Origin of the sequence: Massilia aurea, assembly GCF_040790145.1 — a bacterium.
Taxonomy (GTDB): domain Bacteria; phylum Pseudomonadota; class Gammaproteobacteria; order Burkholderiales; family Burkholderiaceae_D; genus Telluria; species Telluria aurea_C.
Genome location: NZ_JBFMMP010000003.1, coordinates 168,113 through 186,009 on the forward strand (window position 1 = coordinate 168,113; position 17,897 = coordinate 186,009).

Sequence of the window (17,897 nt, forward strand, 5' to 3'; positions counted from 1 at the left end):
AACGGCCACGTTTGGTGCTAATCTGCACGCGAATTCACTATTGTTACAGGGCAGAACACGATGATTAAAACCAAAATTGCGCTGGCAGCCTTGCTGGCCTGCTTCGCACTGGCGCCGGCCAGCGCCGCCACCAAACCCGCCAAGGGCAAGGCGAAATCTTCCAAGGTCGTCAAGAAGTCGACCAAGGCCAAGAAGGCCGTCGTCGGCGCCGCCGCGCTTGGTGGCGCTGCCGCCGCAGCCAGCACGTCTGCGGCCACGTCGACCCAGGCCAGTGAAGCCCGCCTGGATCGCCGCATGTCCACCCTGAGCATGCAATACCTGACGGCGCTGTGGCGCGTCGACCCGGAAGGCGGCATCTATGCCGGCAAGTTCGACCAGGCCGCCAACCTGACCCTGCCCGACCCCGCCACCCGCGCGAAACAGCTGGCGTTTGCCAACGAGTGGCTGGAAAAATTCGGCAAGCTCGATCCGAAGCAGCTCTCGCCGCGCTACCGCACCGACCTGGTCCTGTTGATCAACAAGCTGGAAAAAGACCGCTGGGCCTTGACCACCTGGCGTGAATTCGAGTGGAACCCGTCGGCCTACAATATCGCCGCGCCGCTCGACCTGATCCTGAATACCGATTACGCCGCCAAGCCGCAGCGCCTGCGCACGATCCTCAAGCGCCTGACCGATGTGCCGGCCTATTACGCGGCCGCGCAGGCGTCGATCACGACGCCGACGCGCGAGCACACGCAGCTCGCGATCAGCCAGGCGCCGGGCACGCTGGCCGTGCTGGCCGACCTGGGCAAGGCGGCGCAAGAGTCGATCCTGACCACGCAAGAGAAAGCCATCTTCGCGCAGCGCATCGCCAACGCCGGCACTGCGGTGTTGGGCTATGTCGACTTTTTGACCGGCGTCGAGAAGCGCCAGGCCGCCAATGGCCAGGCCCGTCCTTTCCGCATCGGCAAGGCGATGTACGAGCAGAAGTTCGCGCTCGACATCCAGTCGTCGAGCAGCGCCGAGCAGACCTACAAGAAGGCGCTGGCCACGCGCGAAGAGCTGCTCACGCACATGGACAAGATCTCGGACGAGCTGTGGCCGCGCTATATGGCGGGCGTGGCGAAACCGGCCGAGCGCTTCCAGAAGATCGGCATGATGATCGACAAGTTATCAAGCCGCCACGTCAAGCGCGAGGACTTCTTCACCGAGATCCGGCGCCAGATTCCGCTGCTGCAGGATTGGGTGATCAAGCATGACCTGTTGACGCTCGACCCGAGCAAGCCGCTCGAGGTGCGCGAGACGCCGATGTACCAGCGCGGCGTGGCGGGCGCCAGCATCGACGCGCCGGGCCCGTACCGCTCGAAGGACAAGACGTATTACAACGTCACGCCGATGGACAGCCTGACCGACGCCCAGGCCGAGAGCAGCCTGCGCGAGTACAACGAATGGATCCTGCAGATCCTGAACATCCACGAAGCAATTCCGGGCCACTACGCGCAGCTGGTGCACGCCAATCGCTCGCCGTCGCTGATCAAGTCGCTGTTCGGCAATGGCGCGATGGTCGAGGGCTGGGCGGTATATGGCGAGCGCATGATGCTCGAATCTGGCTACGGCGACAACGCGCCCGAGATGTGGCTGATGTACTCGAAGTGGAACCTGCGCAGCGTGACCAACACGATCCTCGACTACAGCGTGCACGTGAACGGCATGAACCAGGCGCAGGCGATCGACCTGCTGACGCGCCAGGCCTTCCAGACGCGCCAGGAAGCCGATGAAAAATGGCGCCGCGCGACGCTCACGTCGGTGCAGCTGACCAGCTACTACAGCGGCTACGAGCAGATCATGGAACTGCGCGAACGCCGCAAGGCAGCATTGGGCGAGCGCTTCAACCTCAAGCAGTTCCACGACCAGTTCCTCAGCTACGGCAATGCGCCCGTGAAGATGATCTCGGAACTGATGCAATAACTGTGCAAAACCGCACAAGCAGCGTGCTTCCACGCGCGCTTGTGCGTGGTTTCTCCCGAACTATGATGAAACTGGACGGTCGCAAGAACCGGCCCACGACAACATCGACGGAGACACCGCATGACTACCTTCCACCGACTGGCGGCGTACGCCGCGCTCTGCGTTGCGCTATGCCTGCCGACGCCCCATGCAGCGGCGCAAACACCCATTCAGGCCGGCCCCGGCGCCTGGAGCGCCAACCAGGTCTGGGCCAACGACACCACCCACGGCGGCGCCCTGAACGGCTATTACTACTGGCCCGCCACGCCCCCCCTGCTGAACAGTGGGCGCGCGCTGGTGCTGGTGCTGCACGGCTGCGGCCAGACTGCCGGCGGCGACGTCATCAACGGCAGCGGCGACGCCGGCTACAACTGGAAGGCGGTCGCCGACACCTATGGCGCCGTGATCCTGGCGCCCAACGCCACCGGCAACCTGTACAGTGCGCATTGCTGGGACTGGGCCGCCACCAACCGCAGCCGCAGCTACGGCCACACGGCAGTGCTGCTCGACCTGATCAACCGCTTTCTGAACAACCCGCAGTATGCGATCGATCCGAAACAGGTGTACGTCACCGGGCTGTCGTCGGGCGGCGCCAAGGCGATGGTACTCGGCTGCACGGCGCCCGAGGTATTCGCCGGCCTGGGCCTCTCCGCCGCGCCGCCGCCCGGTGTGACGACCGGCCAGATTTCGCTGGTCCCGTCCGGCTACAGCGCCAGCACGGCCGCCAGTGCATGCAGCGCGATGGCCGGCAGCGCAGCGGGCGCATTCGCCACGCAAATCGCGGGCGTCATCTTGGGCACGAGCGACTACACGGTGGCGCAAGCCTACGGCCCGCTCGACGCGGCGGCGATGCGCCAGGTGTATGGCGGCGCCTGGACGCAGGCGGCGGCCGTGAGCGTGCCGGGCAGCGGCAGCGACGTGCGCCACCTGGACACCAACGGCAAAGTGCGCACCTCGCAGGTCACGGTGACTGGTCTGGCCCATGCCTGGCCGGCCGGCAGCGGCGGGCAGAACGCCAACTACGTCAATGCGACGCGGGTGAACTACCCGGCCTTTGTCATGGATTTCTGGTTCGATCACAATCTGCGCGTGGCGCAGGGGCCGGGGCCTGAACCCGACCCCGGCACGCCACCGCCCACGTTCACCTGCACGACGAGCACGGCCAGCAGCTACGCGCACGTGGGGGCGGGCCGCGCGTATGTGTCCAGCGGCTATGCGCGCGCAAACGGGTCGAATCAGGTGATGGGGTTGTACAACGTGTTTTTGACCAGCACGTTGGCGCAGACGGCAGCGGGGTATTACGTGATGGGGAGTTGTCCGTGACGAACCGGACGAGACTTGCCCCAAGGCCTAAACCGCAGCAACACCGCCATCGACGAAAAGTTCATGTCCGGCGACAAAGCTACTCTCGCTGGATGCCAGGAAAAGGACTGCGCGCGCCACTTCATTCGGTTCGCCCAACCGCCCGAGCGGGACGCTTTTATTCAGCGCTTCTTCGACTTCCGGTTGCGAGTCGAGATAGCTGCGTATCAGGCGTGTTTCCGTTCCACCAGGCGAGACCACATTCACGCGGATGCCTCGTTCCTTCAGGTCGTTCGTCCAGCTTCGGGCGAACGAGCGCACCGCTGCCTTGCTGGCGTTATACACAGACTGGCCTGGAAAGCCCTTGCTGCCAGCGATGGAGCCGTTGAGGACGACAGCACTTCCCGCTGTCATCAACGGTAGTGCTTTCTGCACGGTGAACACCATGCCTTTCACATTGACGTTGAAGATTGCGTCGAAATGCGTGTCGTCGATCGCATCGAGCGGCACCACTTCGTGCATGCCCGCATTGGCGAACACCACATCGACTCTCTGGTGGTCGCGTCCGATCCGTTCATACAGCCGGGCGACGTCGGCAGCGTTGACGACGTCACCTTGCACGCCGACCGCGCCGTGGCCGATCTCTTTTACGGCCTCTGCAAGCAGTTCTTGCCGGCGTCCAGTGATGTAGACGTGCGCGCCTTCCAAGGCGAATAGCTTCGCTGTTGCGAGGCCGATGCCGTCGCTACCGCCTGTTATCACCACGACTTTGTTGTCGAAACGTTTCGTCATTTCCTGAGTCCTTTTCAATAAATGGAGGATTGCTCCACTTATAATATGGAGGTAACCTCCATTTGACAAGCGAAAGAGGAAAAAATTTGATTGATGAACCTGTCCTGCGGGCTGACGCGCAGAAAAACCGCGAGCTGATCCTGTCCGCCGCCGAGGCGCTTTTCATGGAAAAAGGGGCGGATGTTCCGCTGGAAGAGGTTGCCAAGCGCGCGGGCATCGGCATCGCCACGCTGTATCGTCGCTTTCCCACCCGTGAGGCACTATTGGCGGCCACCAGCAATGAGCGTTTCCTGACGCTGGCCGAGACCAGTCGGGCGCGCGATCCGGATCTCGCACCGGGCGAAGCGGTACGTGCTTATCTTGAAGAACTTGCCAGGAACACGAGCACTTACCAGCGCCTCGCTGCGTCGATCGGGACTGTGATCCAATGCGGAACGCCGGGATGCAATGCGATCACCGCAGAAGGGCATCGGCTGCTTCAGCGCGGACAAGCGGCAGGCGCCATCCGCCGCGATGTGACTTATGAGGATTTCATTTACGTGGTGACTGCCATTTCGATCGCCATCGAACATGACGGCTCACCGAAATCGCGTATCGGGCATCTGGTCGACTTGTTCCTGAATGGGATCAGCATAACGGCGCCGGATTAGCCACCGGTCGATTCGGGCGATATCGGTCGCCACCGCACCCTTGCCGCACACGCGGACGGATCCCCGGCTGCGGGTTTGTGTTACGCCGTTTCTTCGGGCGCCCGCGTGGCGCGCGCAAACATCGGCGCCACCAGCAGGCCCAGCTCGTAGAGCAGGCACATCGGGATGGCCAGCGCCAGCTGGCTGACCACGTCCGGCGGCGTCACGATGGCCGCGATGACGAACGCGCCGACGATCACGTACGAACGCACTTCGCGCAGCTTCTCGATTGGCACGATCCCCATGCGCACCAGGATCACGACCACCACCGGCACCTCGAACGAGGCGCCAAAGGCCAGACACATCGACATCACGAAATCGAGGTAATTCTCGATATCGGGCGTGACGGCGATCGAGTTCGGCGCGAAGGCGCTGATGAAGTGGAACACGCGCCCGAACACGAAGAAGTAACAGAACGCCACGCCGCCGATGAACAGCAGCGACGACGAAATCACGAGCGGCAGCACGAGGCGTTTTTCGTGGGCGTACAGGCCCGGCGCCACAAAAGCCCAGGCCTGGTAGAACACCCAGGGCAGCGCCAGTATGAAGGAGAGCAGCAGGGTGACCTTCATCGGCACCAGGAACGGCGAAATCACGCCGGTGGCGATCATGGTCGAGCCCGGCGGGAGCGAGGCGATCATCGGCGCGGCAATCAGGTCATAGATCTCGGACGGCCCGGGCCACGCCATCAGCGCGGCGCACACGATGGCAATGCCGATCGAGGCCTTGACCAGGCGGTCACGCAGCTCGACGAGGTGCGAAATGAAGGTGTCTTCGCCGGCGGCTTGTTCAGTCATCAGCTAGCGATCAGAAAAAAGAGGTGTTGGATGTGGCGCTGGCGCCAGGACGGTACTTGCGCACGCGGGCCGCGCCCGACATCACATGGCGCTTGGTGCCATGGCGGTTCTTGTACCAGGCCGGCACGCTCGAGGTGCGCACCAGCTTCTTGCGGCGAAAATCCTTGGCCTTGCGGTCGATGTCGGCCACGGTGGGCGTGAGCGCATGGTCGGACACATCCGAGCCGCGCTCGTCCCACAGCGCCTCGACTTCATCGACGTGGCTGGTAACGGACGAGCCGAATTCGCTCGTCGCCGACTCGACGTCATTCTTGAACGACTGCGCGCGGTCCTGCACTTCTTTGTGCAGGTTGCGCAGCTCGTCAAGTTCGATCTCACGGCTGACCTCGGACTTGATGTCATGCAGGTAACGCTGGGCACGCCCATAGAGCGTACCGGCCATGCGCGCCACCTTGGGCAGCTTTTGCGGCCCGATCACGATCAGCGCGACCACGCCGATGATCGCGATTTTCGACAGTCCAAGATCGATCATGAGGACGCCGGCTTACAGGCGGGTCTTGTCGCGGGCTTCCACGTCGATGGTCGACTTGTCGGCCACCTGCTGCGTTGCCTGGACACGGGCGGCTTCGGCTTCGGCAGCCTTTTCTTCGTCGCCCTTGACGCCATCCTTGAAGCCCTTGACGGCCTTGCCCAGATCGGAACCCATATTGCTGATCTTCTTGGTGCCGAAAATCAGCATCACGACCACCAGCACGATGACCCAGTGCCAAATACTCAATCCACCCATGTTGCTCTCCTGATGGCGCTTGGCGCCTGAAAAATTTGGTCGTTGCGCAGAGCCGCAACTACCACGAGTATATGCGATGCGGGAGCACACTGCCCCCAATCAGACTTAGGGACAGCTTAGACGCTGTATCACTGCGCCAACCCGCGCCATGGACGCGGACCGCCGTACATGTGCAAATGCAGGTGATAGACTTCTTGCCCGCCATCGGGACCGGCGTTGATCAGCGTCTTGAAACCGCCGCCTGGCTTGCCATCGGCGTCCGTCGTGACCGCGATGCCATTCTGCTCTGCCAGTGTCGGCGCCAGCGCCAGCATCTTGCCCAGCAGCGCCGTGTGTTCCCCGGTGCAATCGGACAGCGTGGCGACGTGCACCTTCGGGATCACCAGCAAGTGCACGGGCGCCGCCGGATTGATGTCCTTGAACGCCAGCACGTCGTCGTCTTCATAGACGATGGCAGCCGGAATTTGCTTGGCGACGATCTTGCAAAAGATGCAGTGTTCCATTCGGTCTCCAGATTATTACATGACGAGGCACGGGCATCCTACCAACGCCCCATGACATCTGCATGACGACGAGAGGATGATTATGACAGCGTTACGCGTCCTTGCGCGCCGCTTTCTCGTCGAGTCCCGACACGCCCTCGCGCCGGGCCAGCTCGTCGAGCACCTGCTGCGGCGTCAGGTCGAACTTGGCCAGCAGCACCATCGAGTGGAACCACAGGTCGGCGCATTCGTACAGCACCTTGGCGGCGTCGCCATCGACGCGCGCGTCCTTGGCGGCCATCACCAGTTCGGTGGCTTCCTCGCCGATCTTCTTGAGGATGGCGTCGTCGCCCTTGGCAAACAGCTTGGCGACATACGATGCCGCCGGGTCGCCGCCATTGGCGGGCTTGCGCGATTCAATGACGGCCGCGACACGGGCCAGGGTAACGCTCATGGGGTCTTCTTGTCTGCTGAGTAAATTGTGGCGGGGTCTTGCAGCACCGGCTCGACGCTGTGCCAGTCGCCGCCGTCGTATTTCTGGAAAAAGCACGAATGACGCCCGGTGTGGCAGGCAATCGAGCCGACCTGTTCGATCTTGAGCAGCACCACGTCTTCGTCGCAGTCCAGGCGAATCTCGCTCACCTTCTGGATGTGGCCGGACTCTTCGCCCTTGTGCCACAGTTTTTTACGTGAGCGGCTCCAGTACACCGCTTCGCCCGATTCGACGGTGCGGGTGAGCGCTTCGCGGTTCATCCAGGCGAACATCAGGACGTCGCCGCTCGACGCTTCTTGCGCAATCACCGGCACCAGGCCGTGTTCGTCCCAGCGCACCTTGTTGAGCCATTTGGCATTGGTCGGCATCGCTTACTCCAGCCGCATCGGGATGCCACGCTCGGCCATGAAGCGCTTGGCTTCGCCGACCGTGTGCTGCCCGTAGTGGAAAATGCTGGCCGCCAGCACCGCATCGGCGTGGCCCTGCAGGATGCCGTCGGCCAGGTCTTCCAGGCCGCCAACGCCGCCCGAGGCGATCACGGGAATGCCGACGGCGTCCGACACGGCGCGGGTCAGGCCCAGGTCGAAGCCGGATTTGGTGCCGTCGCGGTCCATCGAAGTGAGCAGCAACTCACCGGCGCCGAGGCTTTCCATCTTGCGCGCCCACTCGACGGCGTCCAGCCCGGTCGCGTTGCGACCGCCGTGGGTAAAGACTTCCCAGCGGCCCGGTGCGATCTGCTTGGCGTCGATCGCCACCACGATGCACTGCGAGCCGTGCTTGTGGGCGCAGTCGAACACCAGTTGCGGATTGGTGACGGCCGACGTATTCATGCTGACCTTGTCGGCGCCTGCATTGAGCAGGCGGCGCACGTCTTCCACCTTGCGCACGCCGCCACCGACGGTGAGCGGGATGAACACGGTCGAGGCCACGGCTTCGATGATCGGCAGGATCAGGTCGCGGCCGTCGCTCGAGGCGGTGATGTCGAGAAAGGTGATTTCGTCGGCGCCTTGCGCGTCATAGCGGCGCGCGATCTCGACCGGATCGCCGGCGTCGCGCAACTCGTTGAAGTTGACGCCCTTGACGACCCGGCCGCCGGTGACGTCCAGGCAGGGGATGATGCGTTTTGCGAGCATAGAATTCTTTGCGTTGGCCTCAAGACCGTCGTTCCCGCGAAGGCGGGAACCCAAGTTGCTTGAGCAGTCGAAACGCATGCACGCTTGGGTTCCCGCCTCCGCGGGAACGACGTGCATGGGTACGTGGCCAAATGGCTTTACGCCTGCGTCCCTTCAGTCAGTTCATCGGCGCGCTCCTGGGCCGAGGCCAGGTCGAGCGTGCCTTCATAGATCGAGCGGCCGCAGATCACGCCCTCGATGCCTTCGTCCTGCACCGCGCACAGCGCTTCCACGTCGGCCAGCACGTGCACGCCGCCCGAGGCGATCACGGGGATCTTCACCGCGCGCGCCAGCTTGACGGTCGCGTCGATGTTCACGCCGCCCATCATGCCGTCGCGGCCGATGTCGGTGTAGACGATCGATTCGACACCATAGCCTTCGAATTTCTTGGCCAGGTCGATCACTTCGTGGCCCGACATCTTGCTCCAGCCGTCGGTGGCGACCTTGCCGTCGCGTGCATCGAGGCCAACGATGATGTGGCCCGGGAAGGCGCCGCAGGCGTCGTGCAGGAAGCCCGGGTTCTTCACGGCGGCGGTGCCGACGATGATATAGCTGATGCCGTCATCGAGGTAGCGTTCGATGGTGTCGAGGTCGCGGATGCCGCCGCCCAGCTGGACCGGGATCTCGTCGATGCCGTTGTCTTCGGCGTACTCCTGCACGATCTGCAGGATCGACTTGATGGCCGATTCATTCTTCGGCTTGCCCGCGAACGCGCCGTTCAGGTCGACCAGGTGCAGGCGCCGCGCGCCCTGCTTGAGCCAATGCAGCGCCATTTCGGCAGGATCTTCGGAAAACACGGTGGCGAGTTCCATATCGCCTTGTTGAAGGCGAACGCAGTGACCGTCTTTCAGGTCGATGGCGGGGATCAGCAGCATGGTCGTTGTCGGTAAGTTAAACGGGTTGGAGGACAAAAAGGTGAATCAGGGATTCCAGTGGGTGAAATTGCGGTACAGGCGCAAGCCGGCTGCCGCGCTTTTCTCCGGGTGGAACTGGGTGGCGACGATATTATCGCGGCCGACGGCGCAGCAGAACGGCCCGCCGTAATCGGCTTCGCCAATCACATCATGCGCGTTTTCGGGCGCTGCGTAATAACTGTGCACGAAATAGAAGTAGGCATTGTCGTCGACGCCGTCCCACAGCGGGTGCGCGCGCGACTGGCGCACGCGGTTCCAGCCCATCTGCGGCACCTTGAAGCGCGAGCCGTCGGCCTGCAATTTGCCGTCGAGCTGGAAGCGCACCACCTTGCCCGGCAACAGGCCCAGGCCCGGCGTGCCGCCGTTTTCTTCGCTGGCGTCGAACAGCATCTGCTCGCCCACGCACACGCCCATGACCGGGCGCGTCTTCGCGGCGCGCAGCAGCGCATCCTCCAGGCCCGATTCGCGCAGGCTGCTCATGCAGTCGCGCATCGCGCCCTGCCCGGGCAGCACGATGCGGTCGGCCGCGTCGATGTCAGCCGCCGAACTGGAAACGAGCACGTCGGCCTCGGGCGCGGCGGCGCGCAGCGCCTGGACCACGGAGCGCAGGTTGCCAAGTCCGTCGACCACAACAATTTTATTTGCCATGTCGCGTCTCGCCTTACAGGCTGCCCTTGGTCGATGGGATGATGCCGGCGGCGCGCTCATCGAGCTCGCTGGCCATGCGCAGCGCGCGGCCAAAGGCCTTGAACACGGTCTCGCACTGGTGGTGGGCATTCACACCGCGCAGGTTGTCGATGTGCAGCGTGACGCCCGCGTGGTTGACGAAGCCGCGGAAGAATTCGCCGGTCAGGTCGACGTCGAAGGTGCCGATCATCGCGCGCGTGAACGGGATGTGCATTTCCAGGCCCGGACGGCCCGAGAAGTCGATCACCACGCGCGACAGCGCTTCGTCCAGCGGCACGTAGGCGTGACCATAGCGGCGGATGCCCTTCTTGTCGCCGATGGCCTTGGCCACGGCCATGCCGAGCGTGATGCCGGTGTCTTCGACCGTGTGGTGCGCGTCGATGTGCAGGTCGCCCACGGCCTCGACCTCGAGATCGAACATGCCGTGGCGCGCGATCTGGTCGAGCATGTGGTCGAGGAAAGGCACGCCCGTGTTGAGCTTCTGGCGGCCGGTGCCGTCGAGATTGATCGAGACGCGGATTTGCGTTTCGTTGGTGTTGCGGGTAATGTCGGCGGTGCGGGTCATTGCTCGGGTGCTTTTCAAGGTACGTTACGACGGGGCGCTGCTACAGGGAAGCCTTCAGGGCTGTCAGGAACTGGTCGTTCTCTTGCGGCGTGCTGACCGTGACGCGGATGCAGTTGGCCAGCAATGTGTGCATTTTACTCAAATTTTTGATCAGCACCTTCTCGCCGTGGAGAAGCTTGCAGGCGCGCTCGGCGTCCGGCACGCGCAGCGCGATGAAATTGGCGGCCGACGGAAACACGTCCACCCCCGGCAGCGCGGCCAGCGCGGCGGCCAGGCGCGTGCGCTCGACATTGAGAAGCTCGGCCTGGCGATCCAGCACGTCCAGATGCTCGAGTGCGAATTCGGCCGCCACCTGGGTCAGGATATTCACGTTGTACGGCGGGCGCACTTTCTCGAATTCGGCCAGCAGCGGTTCGGCCGCCGCCATGTACCCAAGGCGGATACCGGCCAGGCCGAGTTTCGACAGCGTGCGCATCACGATCAGGTTCGGGTGTTGTGGCAGACGATCCATGAAGCTGACCTTGGCGAACGGCTGGTACGCTTCGTCGACCACGACCACGCCATGCTCGCCGAGCGCGGTGATGATCGCTTCCATGTCCGCCGCGTCGTACAGGTTGCCGGTCGGGTTATTCGGATACGCGAGGAAGATCAGCGACGGCTTGTGCTCGTCGATGGCCGCCAGCATCGCCGGCAAGTCCAGCGAAAAGTCGGGCTTGATCGGCACACCGACGAAATCGGCGCCGGCGAACTGCGCCGAGCGCGAAAACATGACGAAGGCAGGCACCGGCGCCATCACCACCGCGCGCTTGGCGCCATCGCGTTCCTGGCGTGCGATGGTCGTGGCCAGGATCGTGATCAGCTCATCCGAGCCATTCCCCAGCAAGACATCGTAGCCGGCCGGGATGCCCAGCTTGGCGCAGATGGCGTCCTTCAGCGTGCGGTATGACGGCACCGGATAGCGGTTCAGCGCGGCGTCGGCAAGGCGCGCACCGAGTTCAGTGCGCAGGTCGTCCGGCAGCTGGTACGGGTTTTCCATCGCGTCGAGCTTCACGTAGCCGCTTGAATCCGGCACGTGGTAGCTGCCCACGGCGCGCACGTCGGCGCGGATGGTGTTCTCGATCAGTTTGGCGATGTCGGTCATGAGGTTTCTTCTATGGAGAGAGTGGCCGTGGCGGCCTTGGCCGCCTTGCGTTTCCTGGCCCCGGTCATCGGCACCTCGGGCGCGGCCAGGCGCTCGTGGATGATGGCGCAATAGTCGGGATTCAGTTCAAAGCCGGTGTACTGGCGGCCCAGGCGCTTGGCGGCAATCGCCGTCGTGCCGCTGCCCATGAACGGGTCGAGCACGATCCCGCCCGGCGGGCACGAGGCCTTGACCATGCGCTCGATGATCTCGAGGGGCTTCTGGGTCGGGTGGTCGGCGCGCTCGGGATGTTCGCGGTGCAGGCGCGATACGCTCCAGACGTCCTTCGGGTTGTAGCCCACTTCGAGCCACTTGGCGCCGATGAAGATCGAGCGCGAGCGCGCCTTCTTGGTCGCGGCGTCATACGGGATGCGCACCGCGTCCAGGTCGAAATAATAGTCCTTGCGGTTGGCAAAAAAGCCGATGGTGTCGTGCACCGACGAGAAGCTGCGCACGCTGCCGCCCATCGACGGCACGCGCCGGTCCCAGATGATCTCGTTCATCATCGTCATGCGCTTTTTCAGCATCACGAAGATCTCGGGCGTGAAGCGCCACGTGAGAAAGATGTACAGGCTGCCGTTGGGTTTGAGCTTCGGCACGGCCGCATCGATCCACTGCTCGGTCCAGGCCAGGTAGGCCTCGACGCTTTGCTGGTCCGAGGCGTTGCCGTAGTCCTTGCCCAGGTTGTACGGTGGGTCAGTCAGGATCAGGTCGATGGACCCGTCCGGGATGCGCGCCAGGCCAAGCAGCGCATCTTCGCAGAATACCTGGTTGACCCAGTCGGTCATGACGCTTGCGGCGGCACGGGATTGAGCCTGAGTTCAGCGCTGCGCGCGTGCGCCTGCAGGCCTTCGCCATACGCCAGCGTGGCCGCGACCTTGCCCAGCGTTTGCGCGCCTGCTTCGCTGACCTGGATGATCGACGAGCGTTTCTGGAAATCGTACACGCCCAGCGGCGACGAGAAACGCGCCGTGCGCGAGGTCGGCAGCACATGGTTCGGGCCGCAGCAATAGTCGCCGAGCGACTCGGACGAGTAGCGGCCCAGGAACATGGCGCCGGCGTGGCGAATCTTGTCCGCCCACTGTTGCGGGTTCTCGGCCGAGATCTCGAGGTGTTCGGCGGCGATGCTGCTGGCGATCTCGCACGCCTCGTTCATGTCGCGGACTTTCACCAGCGCGCCACGGTCGCCCAGCGACGTGGTGATGGTCGCCGCGCGCGGCATCGTCGGCAGCAGCTTGTGGATACTCGCTTCGACCTGCGCGATGTAGTCGGCATCGGGGCACAGCAGAATCGCTTGCGCCAGCTCGTCGTGCTCGGCCTGCGAAAACAGGTCCATCGCGACCCAGTCCGGGTCGGTGGTGCCGTCGCACAGCACCAGGATTTCCGACGGGCCCGCGATCATGTCGATGCCGACCGTGCCGAACACGCGGCGCTTGGCGGCGGCGACATACGCGTTGCCGGGGCCGACGATCTTGTCCACTGCCTGGATGGTCACGGTGCCATACGCCAGCGCGCCGACTGCCTGTGCGCCGCCGATGGTGATCACGCGCGTGACGCCCGCGATCGCCGCCGCAGCCAGCACCATCTGGTTTTTTACGCCGTCGGGTGTCGGGACGACCATGATGATTTCTTTTACGCCGGCCACGTGCGCCGGGATCGCGTTCATCAGGACCGACGATGGATACGCGGCCTTGCCGCCCGGGACATAGATGCCGACGCGGTCCAGCGGCGTGACACGCTGACCCAGCACGGTGCCGTCTGGTTCGGTGAAGGTAAAGCCGGTGGACGATTCCTTCTGGCGCTCGTGGTACACGCGCACGCGGTCGGCCGCTACTTGCAGCGCGGCGCTCTGGTCGTCGGGCAGCGCGGCCAATGCCGCTTCCAGTTCGGCCTGGCCAATGTCGAACTGCGCCATCGAGGTGGCGCCGCCGTTCGGGATGCGGTCGAACTTGTTTGTGTACTCGAGCACAGCGGCGTCGCCGCGCGCTTTCACGTCGCGCAGGATGCCGGCGACGGCCAGTTCGATGGCGTCGTCGGTCTCGGCTTCAAAAGCCAGCAGCGCGCTCAGGGTGGTGGAAAAATCAGGCGCGGTCGAATCGAGCTTGCGGATCTGTACTGCCATTGCGTTCTAGCCTTTTGCTTTGGATGCGCGTTCGAACGCGTCCAGGATCGGTTGCAGGCGCTCGCGCTTGAGCTTGAGCGCGGCCTGGTTGACCACCAGGCGCGAGGAAATGTCCATGATCTTTTCGACTTCGACCAGGTTGTTGGCGCGCAGCGTGCCGCCGGTGGACACCACGTCGACGATGGCGTCGGACAGGCCCACCAGCGGGGCCAGCTCCATCGAACCATACAGCTTGATCAGGTCGACGTGCACGCCCTTGCGCGCGAAGTGCTCGCGCGCCGTGTTGACGAACTTGGTCGCCACGCGCAGGCGCGCGCCCTGGCGCACGGCGCTCTCGTAGTCGAAGCCGGCGTTGACGGCCACCGACATGCGGCATTCGGCGATGCGCAGGTCGATCGGCTGGTACAGCCCTTCGCCGCCATGCTCGAGCAGCACGTCCTTGCCGGCCACGCCGAAATCGGCCGCGCCATATTGCACATAGGTCGGCACGTCGGATGCGCGCACGATCAGCACGCGCACGCCCGGGTCATTGGTTGGCAGGATCAGCTTGCGCGACGTCTCGGGGTTTTCCAGCACCTCGATCCCGGCCGCTGACAAGAGCGGCAGGGTGTCTTCGAAGATGCGGCCCTTGGACAGCGCCAGGATCAGCTGGGTCTCGCCCGTGTTGCTGGTAAAGGTCATGGAGTTCAGGTGTTATTTGATACGTACGATGTCAGCGCCCACCGCCGACAGCTTCACTTCCATGCGGTCGTAGCCGCGATCGAGGTGGTAGATGCGGTCGATCAGCGTCGTGCCTTCGGCGGCCATGCCGGCGATCACGAGCGAGGCCGAGGCCCGCAGGTCGGTCGCCATCACCGGTGCGCCGATCAGGCGCGCCACGCCGTCGATGAACGCGGTGTTGCCGTCGGTGGAGATCTGCGCGCCCAGGCGGTTCATCTCTTGCACGTGCATGAAGCGGTTCTCGAAAATCGTCTCGGTCACGCGCGAGGCGCCGCCGGCAATGGTGTTGACCGCCATGAACTGCGCCTGCATATCGGTCGGGAAGCCCGGGTATTCGGTCGTGCGGAACGACACCGGCTGCGGGCGACCGTCCATCTTCGCGCGGATGGTGTCCGTGCCGACCTCGAGCTGTAATCCTACCTCGCGCAGTTTATCGAGCGCGACATCAAAAATATCGGTGCGGGTATTGGTCAGCTGGATATCGCCGCCGGTGGCCGCAACGGCGCAGAGAAAAGTAGCCGCTTCGATGCGGTCCGAGATCACGGCGTGGCTGGCGCCATGCAGTTCGGGCACGCCCTGGATCACCAGGCGGTCGGTGCCGATGCCCTCGATCTTCGCGCCCATCGCCACCAGCAGATTGGCCAGATCGGTCACTTCGGGTTCGCGCGCGGCGTTTTCCAGCACCGTCTCGCCCTCGGCCAGCGTGGCGGCCATCAGCAGGTTCTCGGTGCCGGTCACGGTGATCATGTCGGTGCGGATGCGTGCGCCCTTGAGCTTCGTGGCTTTCGCGTGGATGTAGCCGCCTTCGATCGTGATCTCGGCGCCCATCGCGCGCAGGCCCTGGATGTGCTGGTCGACCGGGCGCGAACCGATGGCGCAGCCGCCCGGCAGCGAGACCTTGGCTTCGCCGAAGCGCGCCAGCAGGGGGCCCAGCACCAGGATCGAGGCGCGCATGGTTTTCACCAGTTCGTACGGCGCGACCAGGTTGTCGATCGCGCCGCCGTTCATGGTGACTTTTTCATCGTCCAGATCGATTTTCAGGCCCGTGGTTTCCAGCAGCTTGAGCATCGTGCGCACGTCATGCAGGCGCGGCACGTTGGACAGGTGCAGGTCGCCCGCGGTGAGCAGGCCCGCGCACAGGATGGGCAGCGCCGCATTCTTGGCGCCGGAAATCGCGATGTCACCTTGCAGGCGTTTGCCGCCGACGATCTGGAGCTTGTCCATGATTAGCCTTTGAATTCTTCAGGGGTGAGCGTTTTCATCGACAGCGCGTGGATTTCCTCGCGCATGCGGTCGCCCAGTGCGGCGTACACGATCTGGTGGCGCTGGATCGGGCGCTTGCCGGCAAACGCCGGTGAGACGATCACCGCCTGGAAGTGCTGGCCGTCGCCTTCGACGGTCAGGTGGGTGCATTCGAGGCCGGCGCTGAGGTAGCCGTGAATCAGTTCGGGTGTGGTGGCCACGATAACTCCAAAAATATTTAGTGGCGCAGCTTGTAGCCGCGCTTGAGCAGGTTGATCGCCACGGCCGTCAGCACCGCGAAGAACACGGACACGATGGCCAGGCTGGTCCAGGGCGAAACGTCGGACTGGCCGAAGAACCCGTAACGGAACCCGTCAATCATATAAAAGAACGGGTTGAAATGCGAGACAGCCAGCCAGAATGGCGGCAGTTTTTGTACCGAATAGAACACCCCGGCCAGGAACGTGGCCGGCATGATCAAGAAGTTCTGGAACGCGGCCAGCTGGTCGAACTTCTCGGCCCAGATGCCGGCGATGACGCCCATGGTACCGAGAATGGCGGCGCCAAGAATCGCGAACACGACGATCCACACCGGCGCGACGAAGGTCAGGTGCGCGAACCAGGCGGTAATGGCGAACACGCCGGCGCCGACCGCGATCCCGCGCAGCACCGCCGCGCCGACGTAGGCCGCCAGGATTTCGGCATGCGACAGGGGCGCGAGCAGGATGAACACCAGGTTGCCGCTGATTTTCGACTGGATCAGCGACGACGACGAATTGGCGAACGCATTTTGCAGCACGCTCATCATCACCAGGCCGGGAATCAGGAACGACGTGTACGCCACGCCCTCGAGCATCTCGACCCGGCCGTCGAGCACGTGGCCGAAGATGACGAGGTACAGCATGGCGGTGACGACCGGCGCGGCGACGGTTTGCGTGGCCACCTTCCAGAAGCGCAGCGACTCTTTGTAGAACAGGGTACGGAACCCGATGGAGAACAGATTCATTGCTTACCCTCTTCCATGATCTGGATGAAGATGTCTTCCAGGTCGGCCTGCTCGAGCTGCATTTCGTCGATCACGGCGCCCGCTTCACGCAGGCGCGCCAGGATCGGTTCGACGTCGGCGTAGTCGTTCACGCGCAGCGTGTATTTGTTTCCATTGGCGTTTTCATCGTGCGACACGAGCGGGCGCAGTTCGGCCGGCAGCGCGCCGGATTTCAGGTGCACCACCAGTTGCGAGCCCGATACGCGGCGCAGCAAGGTGCTCATCGTGTCGAGCGCCACCACATTGCCCTGCTTGAGCATGGCCACGCGCTGGCACATGGCCTGCGCTTCTTCGAGATAGTGGGTGGTCAGGACAACCGTGTGGCCGCCTTCGCGGTTCAGGCGCGCGATGAACTTCCACAGCGTCTGGCGCAGTTCGACGTCGACGCCGGCGGTGGGCTCGTCGAGCACGATCACCGGCGGGCGGTGCACGAGCGCTTGCGCCACCAGCACGCGCCGCTTCATGCCGCCCGACAGCGCGCGCATGTTCACGTCGGCCTTGTCGGTCAGGTCGAGGTTGTGCATCACTTCATCGATCCAGCCATCGTTGTTGCGGATGTCGAAGTAGCCCGACTGCAGGCGTAGCGTTTCGCGCACCGTGAAGAACGGATCGAACACCAGCTCTTGCGGCACGACGCCCAGGCGCTTGCGCGCTTCGCGGAAATCGGTGACCACGTCGTGGCCATGGATTTTCACGCTGCCGGCATCCGGGCGGATCAGGCCCGCGATGGTGGAAATGAGGGTGGTCTTGCCGGCGCCGTTCGGGCCCAGCAGGCCAAAGAACTCGCCTTCTTCGATGGAGAGCGAGACGCCCTTGAGCGCCTTGAAGCCTTTGTAGCTCTTCTCGACACGGTCAATCTGGATAGCAGTCATGCGAAATGGGAGGCGCGGCGCGCGGTAGTCGAAACAAAACGGAGGCCGGC

At 63.8% G+C, this 17,897-nt stretch carries 22 protein-coding genes; 3 read left to right on the forward strand and 19 right to left on the reverse strand.

What is annotated here, in order from left to right; all coding sequences use genetic code 11:
• Positions 1–60 precede the first annotated feature (60 nt).
• On the forward strand, positions 61–1,947 hold the full coding sequence (locus tag AB2N08_RS07350; protein ID WP_367609982.1) for a DUF885 domain-containing protein: 1,887 nt from the start codon (positions 61–63) through the stop codon (positions 1,945–1,947).
• Positions 1,948–2,067: 120 nt separating this feature from the next.
• Positions 2,068–3,309, forward strand: a complete 1,242-nt coding sequence (locus AB2N08_RS07355; protein WP_367609983.1) for an extracellular catalytic domain type 1 short-chain-length polyhydroxyalkanoate depolymerase — start codon at positions 2,068–2,070, stop codon at positions 3,307–3,309.
• A 27-nt stretch (positions 3,310–3,336) separates the two neighbouring features.
• On the opposite strand, the gene AB2N08_RS07360 is transcribed toward AB2N08_RS07355, so the two are convergent.
• Positions 3,337–4,080, reverse strand: a complete 744-nt coding sequence (locus AB2N08_RS07360) for an SDR family NAD(P)-dependent oxidoreductase (protein ID WP_367609984.1) — start codon at positions 4,078–4,080, stop codon at positions 3,337–3,339.
• 86 nt (positions 4,081–4,166) lie between these two features.
• Here AB2N08_RS07360 and AB2N08_RS07365 point away from each other — a divergent pair, with 86 nt between their 5' ends.
• Positions 4,167–4,730, forward strand: a complete 564-nt coding sequence (locus AB2N08_RS07365) for a TetR/AcrR family transcriptional regulator (RefSeq protein ID WP_367609985.1) — start codon at positions 4,167–4,169, stop codon at positions 4,728–4,730.
• Positions 4,731–4,810: 80 nt separating this feature from the next.
• Here the strand turns inward: AB2N08_RS07365 and tatC are convergent, their stop codons facing one another.
• The 18 genes from tatC to AB2N08_RS07455 form a co-directional block, all read right to left on the reverse strand.
• Positions 4,811–5,566 carry a twin-arginine translocase subunit TatC gene (gene tatC, locus AB2N08_RS07370; RefSeq protein ID WP_367609986.1) on the reverse strand — a complete coding sequence of 252 codons (756 nt, stop codon included), beginning with the start codon at positions 5,564–5,566 and terminating at the stop codon, positions 4,811–4,813.
• A gap of 10 nt (positions 5,567–5,576) precedes the next feature.
• Positions 5,577–6,098, reverse strand: a complete 522-nt coding sequence (gene tatB / locus AB2N08_RS07375) for a Sec-independent protein translocase protein TatB (protein ID WP_367609987.1) — start codon at positions 6,096–6,098, stop codon at positions 5,577–5,579.
• A gap of 12 nt (positions 6,099–6,110) precedes the next feature.
• On the reverse strand, positions 6,111–6,353 hold the full coding sequence (tatA, locus tag AB2N08_RS07380) for a Sec-independent protein translocase subunit TatA (RefSeq protein WP_367609988.1): 243 nt from the start codon (positions 6,351–6,353) through the stop codon (positions 6,111–6,113).
• 128 nt (positions 6,354–6,481) lie between these two features.
• A complete protein-coding gene (locus tag AB2N08_RS07385; RefSeq protein ID WP_367609989.1) occupies positions 6,482–6,856 on the reverse strand; it encodes a histidine triad nucleotide-binding protein in 375 nt (124 codons plus the stop codon).
• A 91-nt stretch (positions 6,857–6,947) separates the two neighbouring features.
• The gene (locus tag AB2N08_RS07390; RefSeq protein ID WP_367609990.1) at positions 6,948–7,289 is read right to left on the reverse strand and encodes a phosphoribosyl-ATP diphosphatase; all 342 of its coding nucleotides are present in this window, start codon (positions 7,287–7,289) and stop codon (positions 6,948–6,950) included.
• Positions 7,286–7,696, reverse strand: coding sequence for a phosphoribosyl-AMP cyclohydrolase (gene hisI / locus AB2N08_RS07395; protein ID WP_367609991.1), 411 nt, complete (start codon positions 7,694–7,696; stop codon positions 7,286–7,288). The genes AB2N08_RS07390 and hisI overlap by 4 nt, the downstream gene beginning before the upstream one ends.
• Positions 7,697–7,699: 3 nt before the next feature.
• Positions 7,700–8,461, reverse strand: coding sequence for an imidazole glycerol phosphate synthase subunit HisF (hisF, locus tag AB2N08_RS07400; protein WP_367609992.1), 762 nt, complete (start codon positions 8,459–8,461; stop codon positions 7,700–7,702).
• Between the two features lie 137 nt (positions 8,462–8,598).
• The gene (gene hisA / locus AB2N08_RS07405) at positions 8,599–9,375 is read right to left on the reverse strand and encodes a 1-(5-phosphoribosyl)-5-[(5-phosphoribosylamino)methylideneamino]imidazole-4-carboxamide isomerase (protein WP_367609993.1); all 777 of its coding nucleotides are present in this window, start codon (positions 9,373–9,375) and stop codon (positions 8,599–8,601) included.
• A 45-nt stretch (positions 9,376–9,420) separates the two neighbouring features.
• On the reverse strand, positions 9,421–10,062 hold the full coding sequence (gene hisH, locus AB2N08_RS07410; RefSeq protein WP_367609994.1) for an imidazole glycerol phosphate synthase subunit HisH: 642 nt from the start codon (positions 10,060–10,062) through the stop codon (positions 9,421–9,423).
• A 13-nt stretch (positions 10,063–10,075) separates the two neighbouring features.
• Positions 10,076–10,666, reverse strand: coding sequence for an imidazoleglycerol-phosphate dehydratase HisB (hisB, locus tag AB2N08_RS07415; RefSeq protein WP_343025900.1), 591 nt, complete (start codon positions 10,664–10,666; stop codon positions 10,076–10,078).
• Between the two features lie 40 nt (positions 10,667–10,706).
• A complete protein-coding gene (gene hisC, locus AB2N08_RS07420) occupies positions 10,707–11,807 on the reverse strand; it encodes a histidinol-phosphate transaminase (protein ID WP_367609995.1) in 1,101 nt (366 codons plus the stop codon).
• A complete protein-coding gene (locus AB2N08_RS07425) occupies positions 11,804–12,634 on the reverse strand; it encodes a DNA-methyltransferase (protein WP_367609996.1) in 831 nt (276 codons plus the stop codon). The genes hisC and AB2N08_RS07425 overlap by 4 nt, the downstream gene beginning before the upstream one ends.
• On the reverse strand, positions 12,631–13,968 hold the full coding sequence (gene hisD / locus AB2N08_RS07430) for a histidinol dehydrogenase (protein ID WP_367609997.1): 1,338 nt from the start codon (positions 13,966–13,968) through the stop codon (positions 12,631–12,633). The genes AB2N08_RS07425 and hisD overlap by 4 nt, the downstream gene beginning before the upstream one ends.
• A 6-nt stretch (positions 13,969–13,974) precedes the next feature.
• On the reverse strand, positions 13,975–14,649 hold the full coding sequence (gene hisG / locus AB2N08_RS07435; RefSeq protein ID WP_367609998.1) for an ATP phosphoribosyltransferase: 675 nt from the start codon (positions 14,647–14,649) through the stop codon (positions 13,975–13,977).
• Between the two features lie 12 nt (positions 14,650–14,661).
• Positions 14,662–15,912, reverse strand: a complete 1,251-nt coding sequence (gene murA, locus AB2N08_RS07440) for a UDP-N-acetylglucosamine 1-carboxyvinyltransferase (RefSeq protein ID WP_367609999.1) — start codon at positions 15,910–15,912, stop codon at positions 14,662–14,664.
• A gap of 2 nt (positions 15,913–15,914) precedes the next feature.
• Positions 15,915–16,151, reverse strand: coding sequence for a BolA family protein (locus AB2N08_RS07445; protein WP_367610000.1), 237 nt, complete (start codon positions 16,149–16,151; stop codon positions 15,915–15,917).
• A 17-nt stretch (positions 16,152–16,168) separates the two neighbouring features.
• Positions 16,169–16,936 (reverse strand): ABC transporter permease, encoded by a 768-nt coding sequence (locus tag AB2N08_RS07450; protein ID WP_367610001.1) that lies wholly within the window; start codon positions 16,934–16,936, stop codon positions 16,169–16,171.
• Entirely contained in the window at positions 16,933–17,847 is a 915-nt protein-coding gene (locus AB2N08_RS07455) for an ABC transporter ATP-binding protein (RefSeq protein WP_367610002.1), read from the reverse strand. The genes AB2N08_RS07450 and AB2N08_RS07455 overlap by 4 nt, the downstream gene beginning before the upstream one ends.
• Positions 17,848–17,897: the final 50 nt, after the last annotated feature.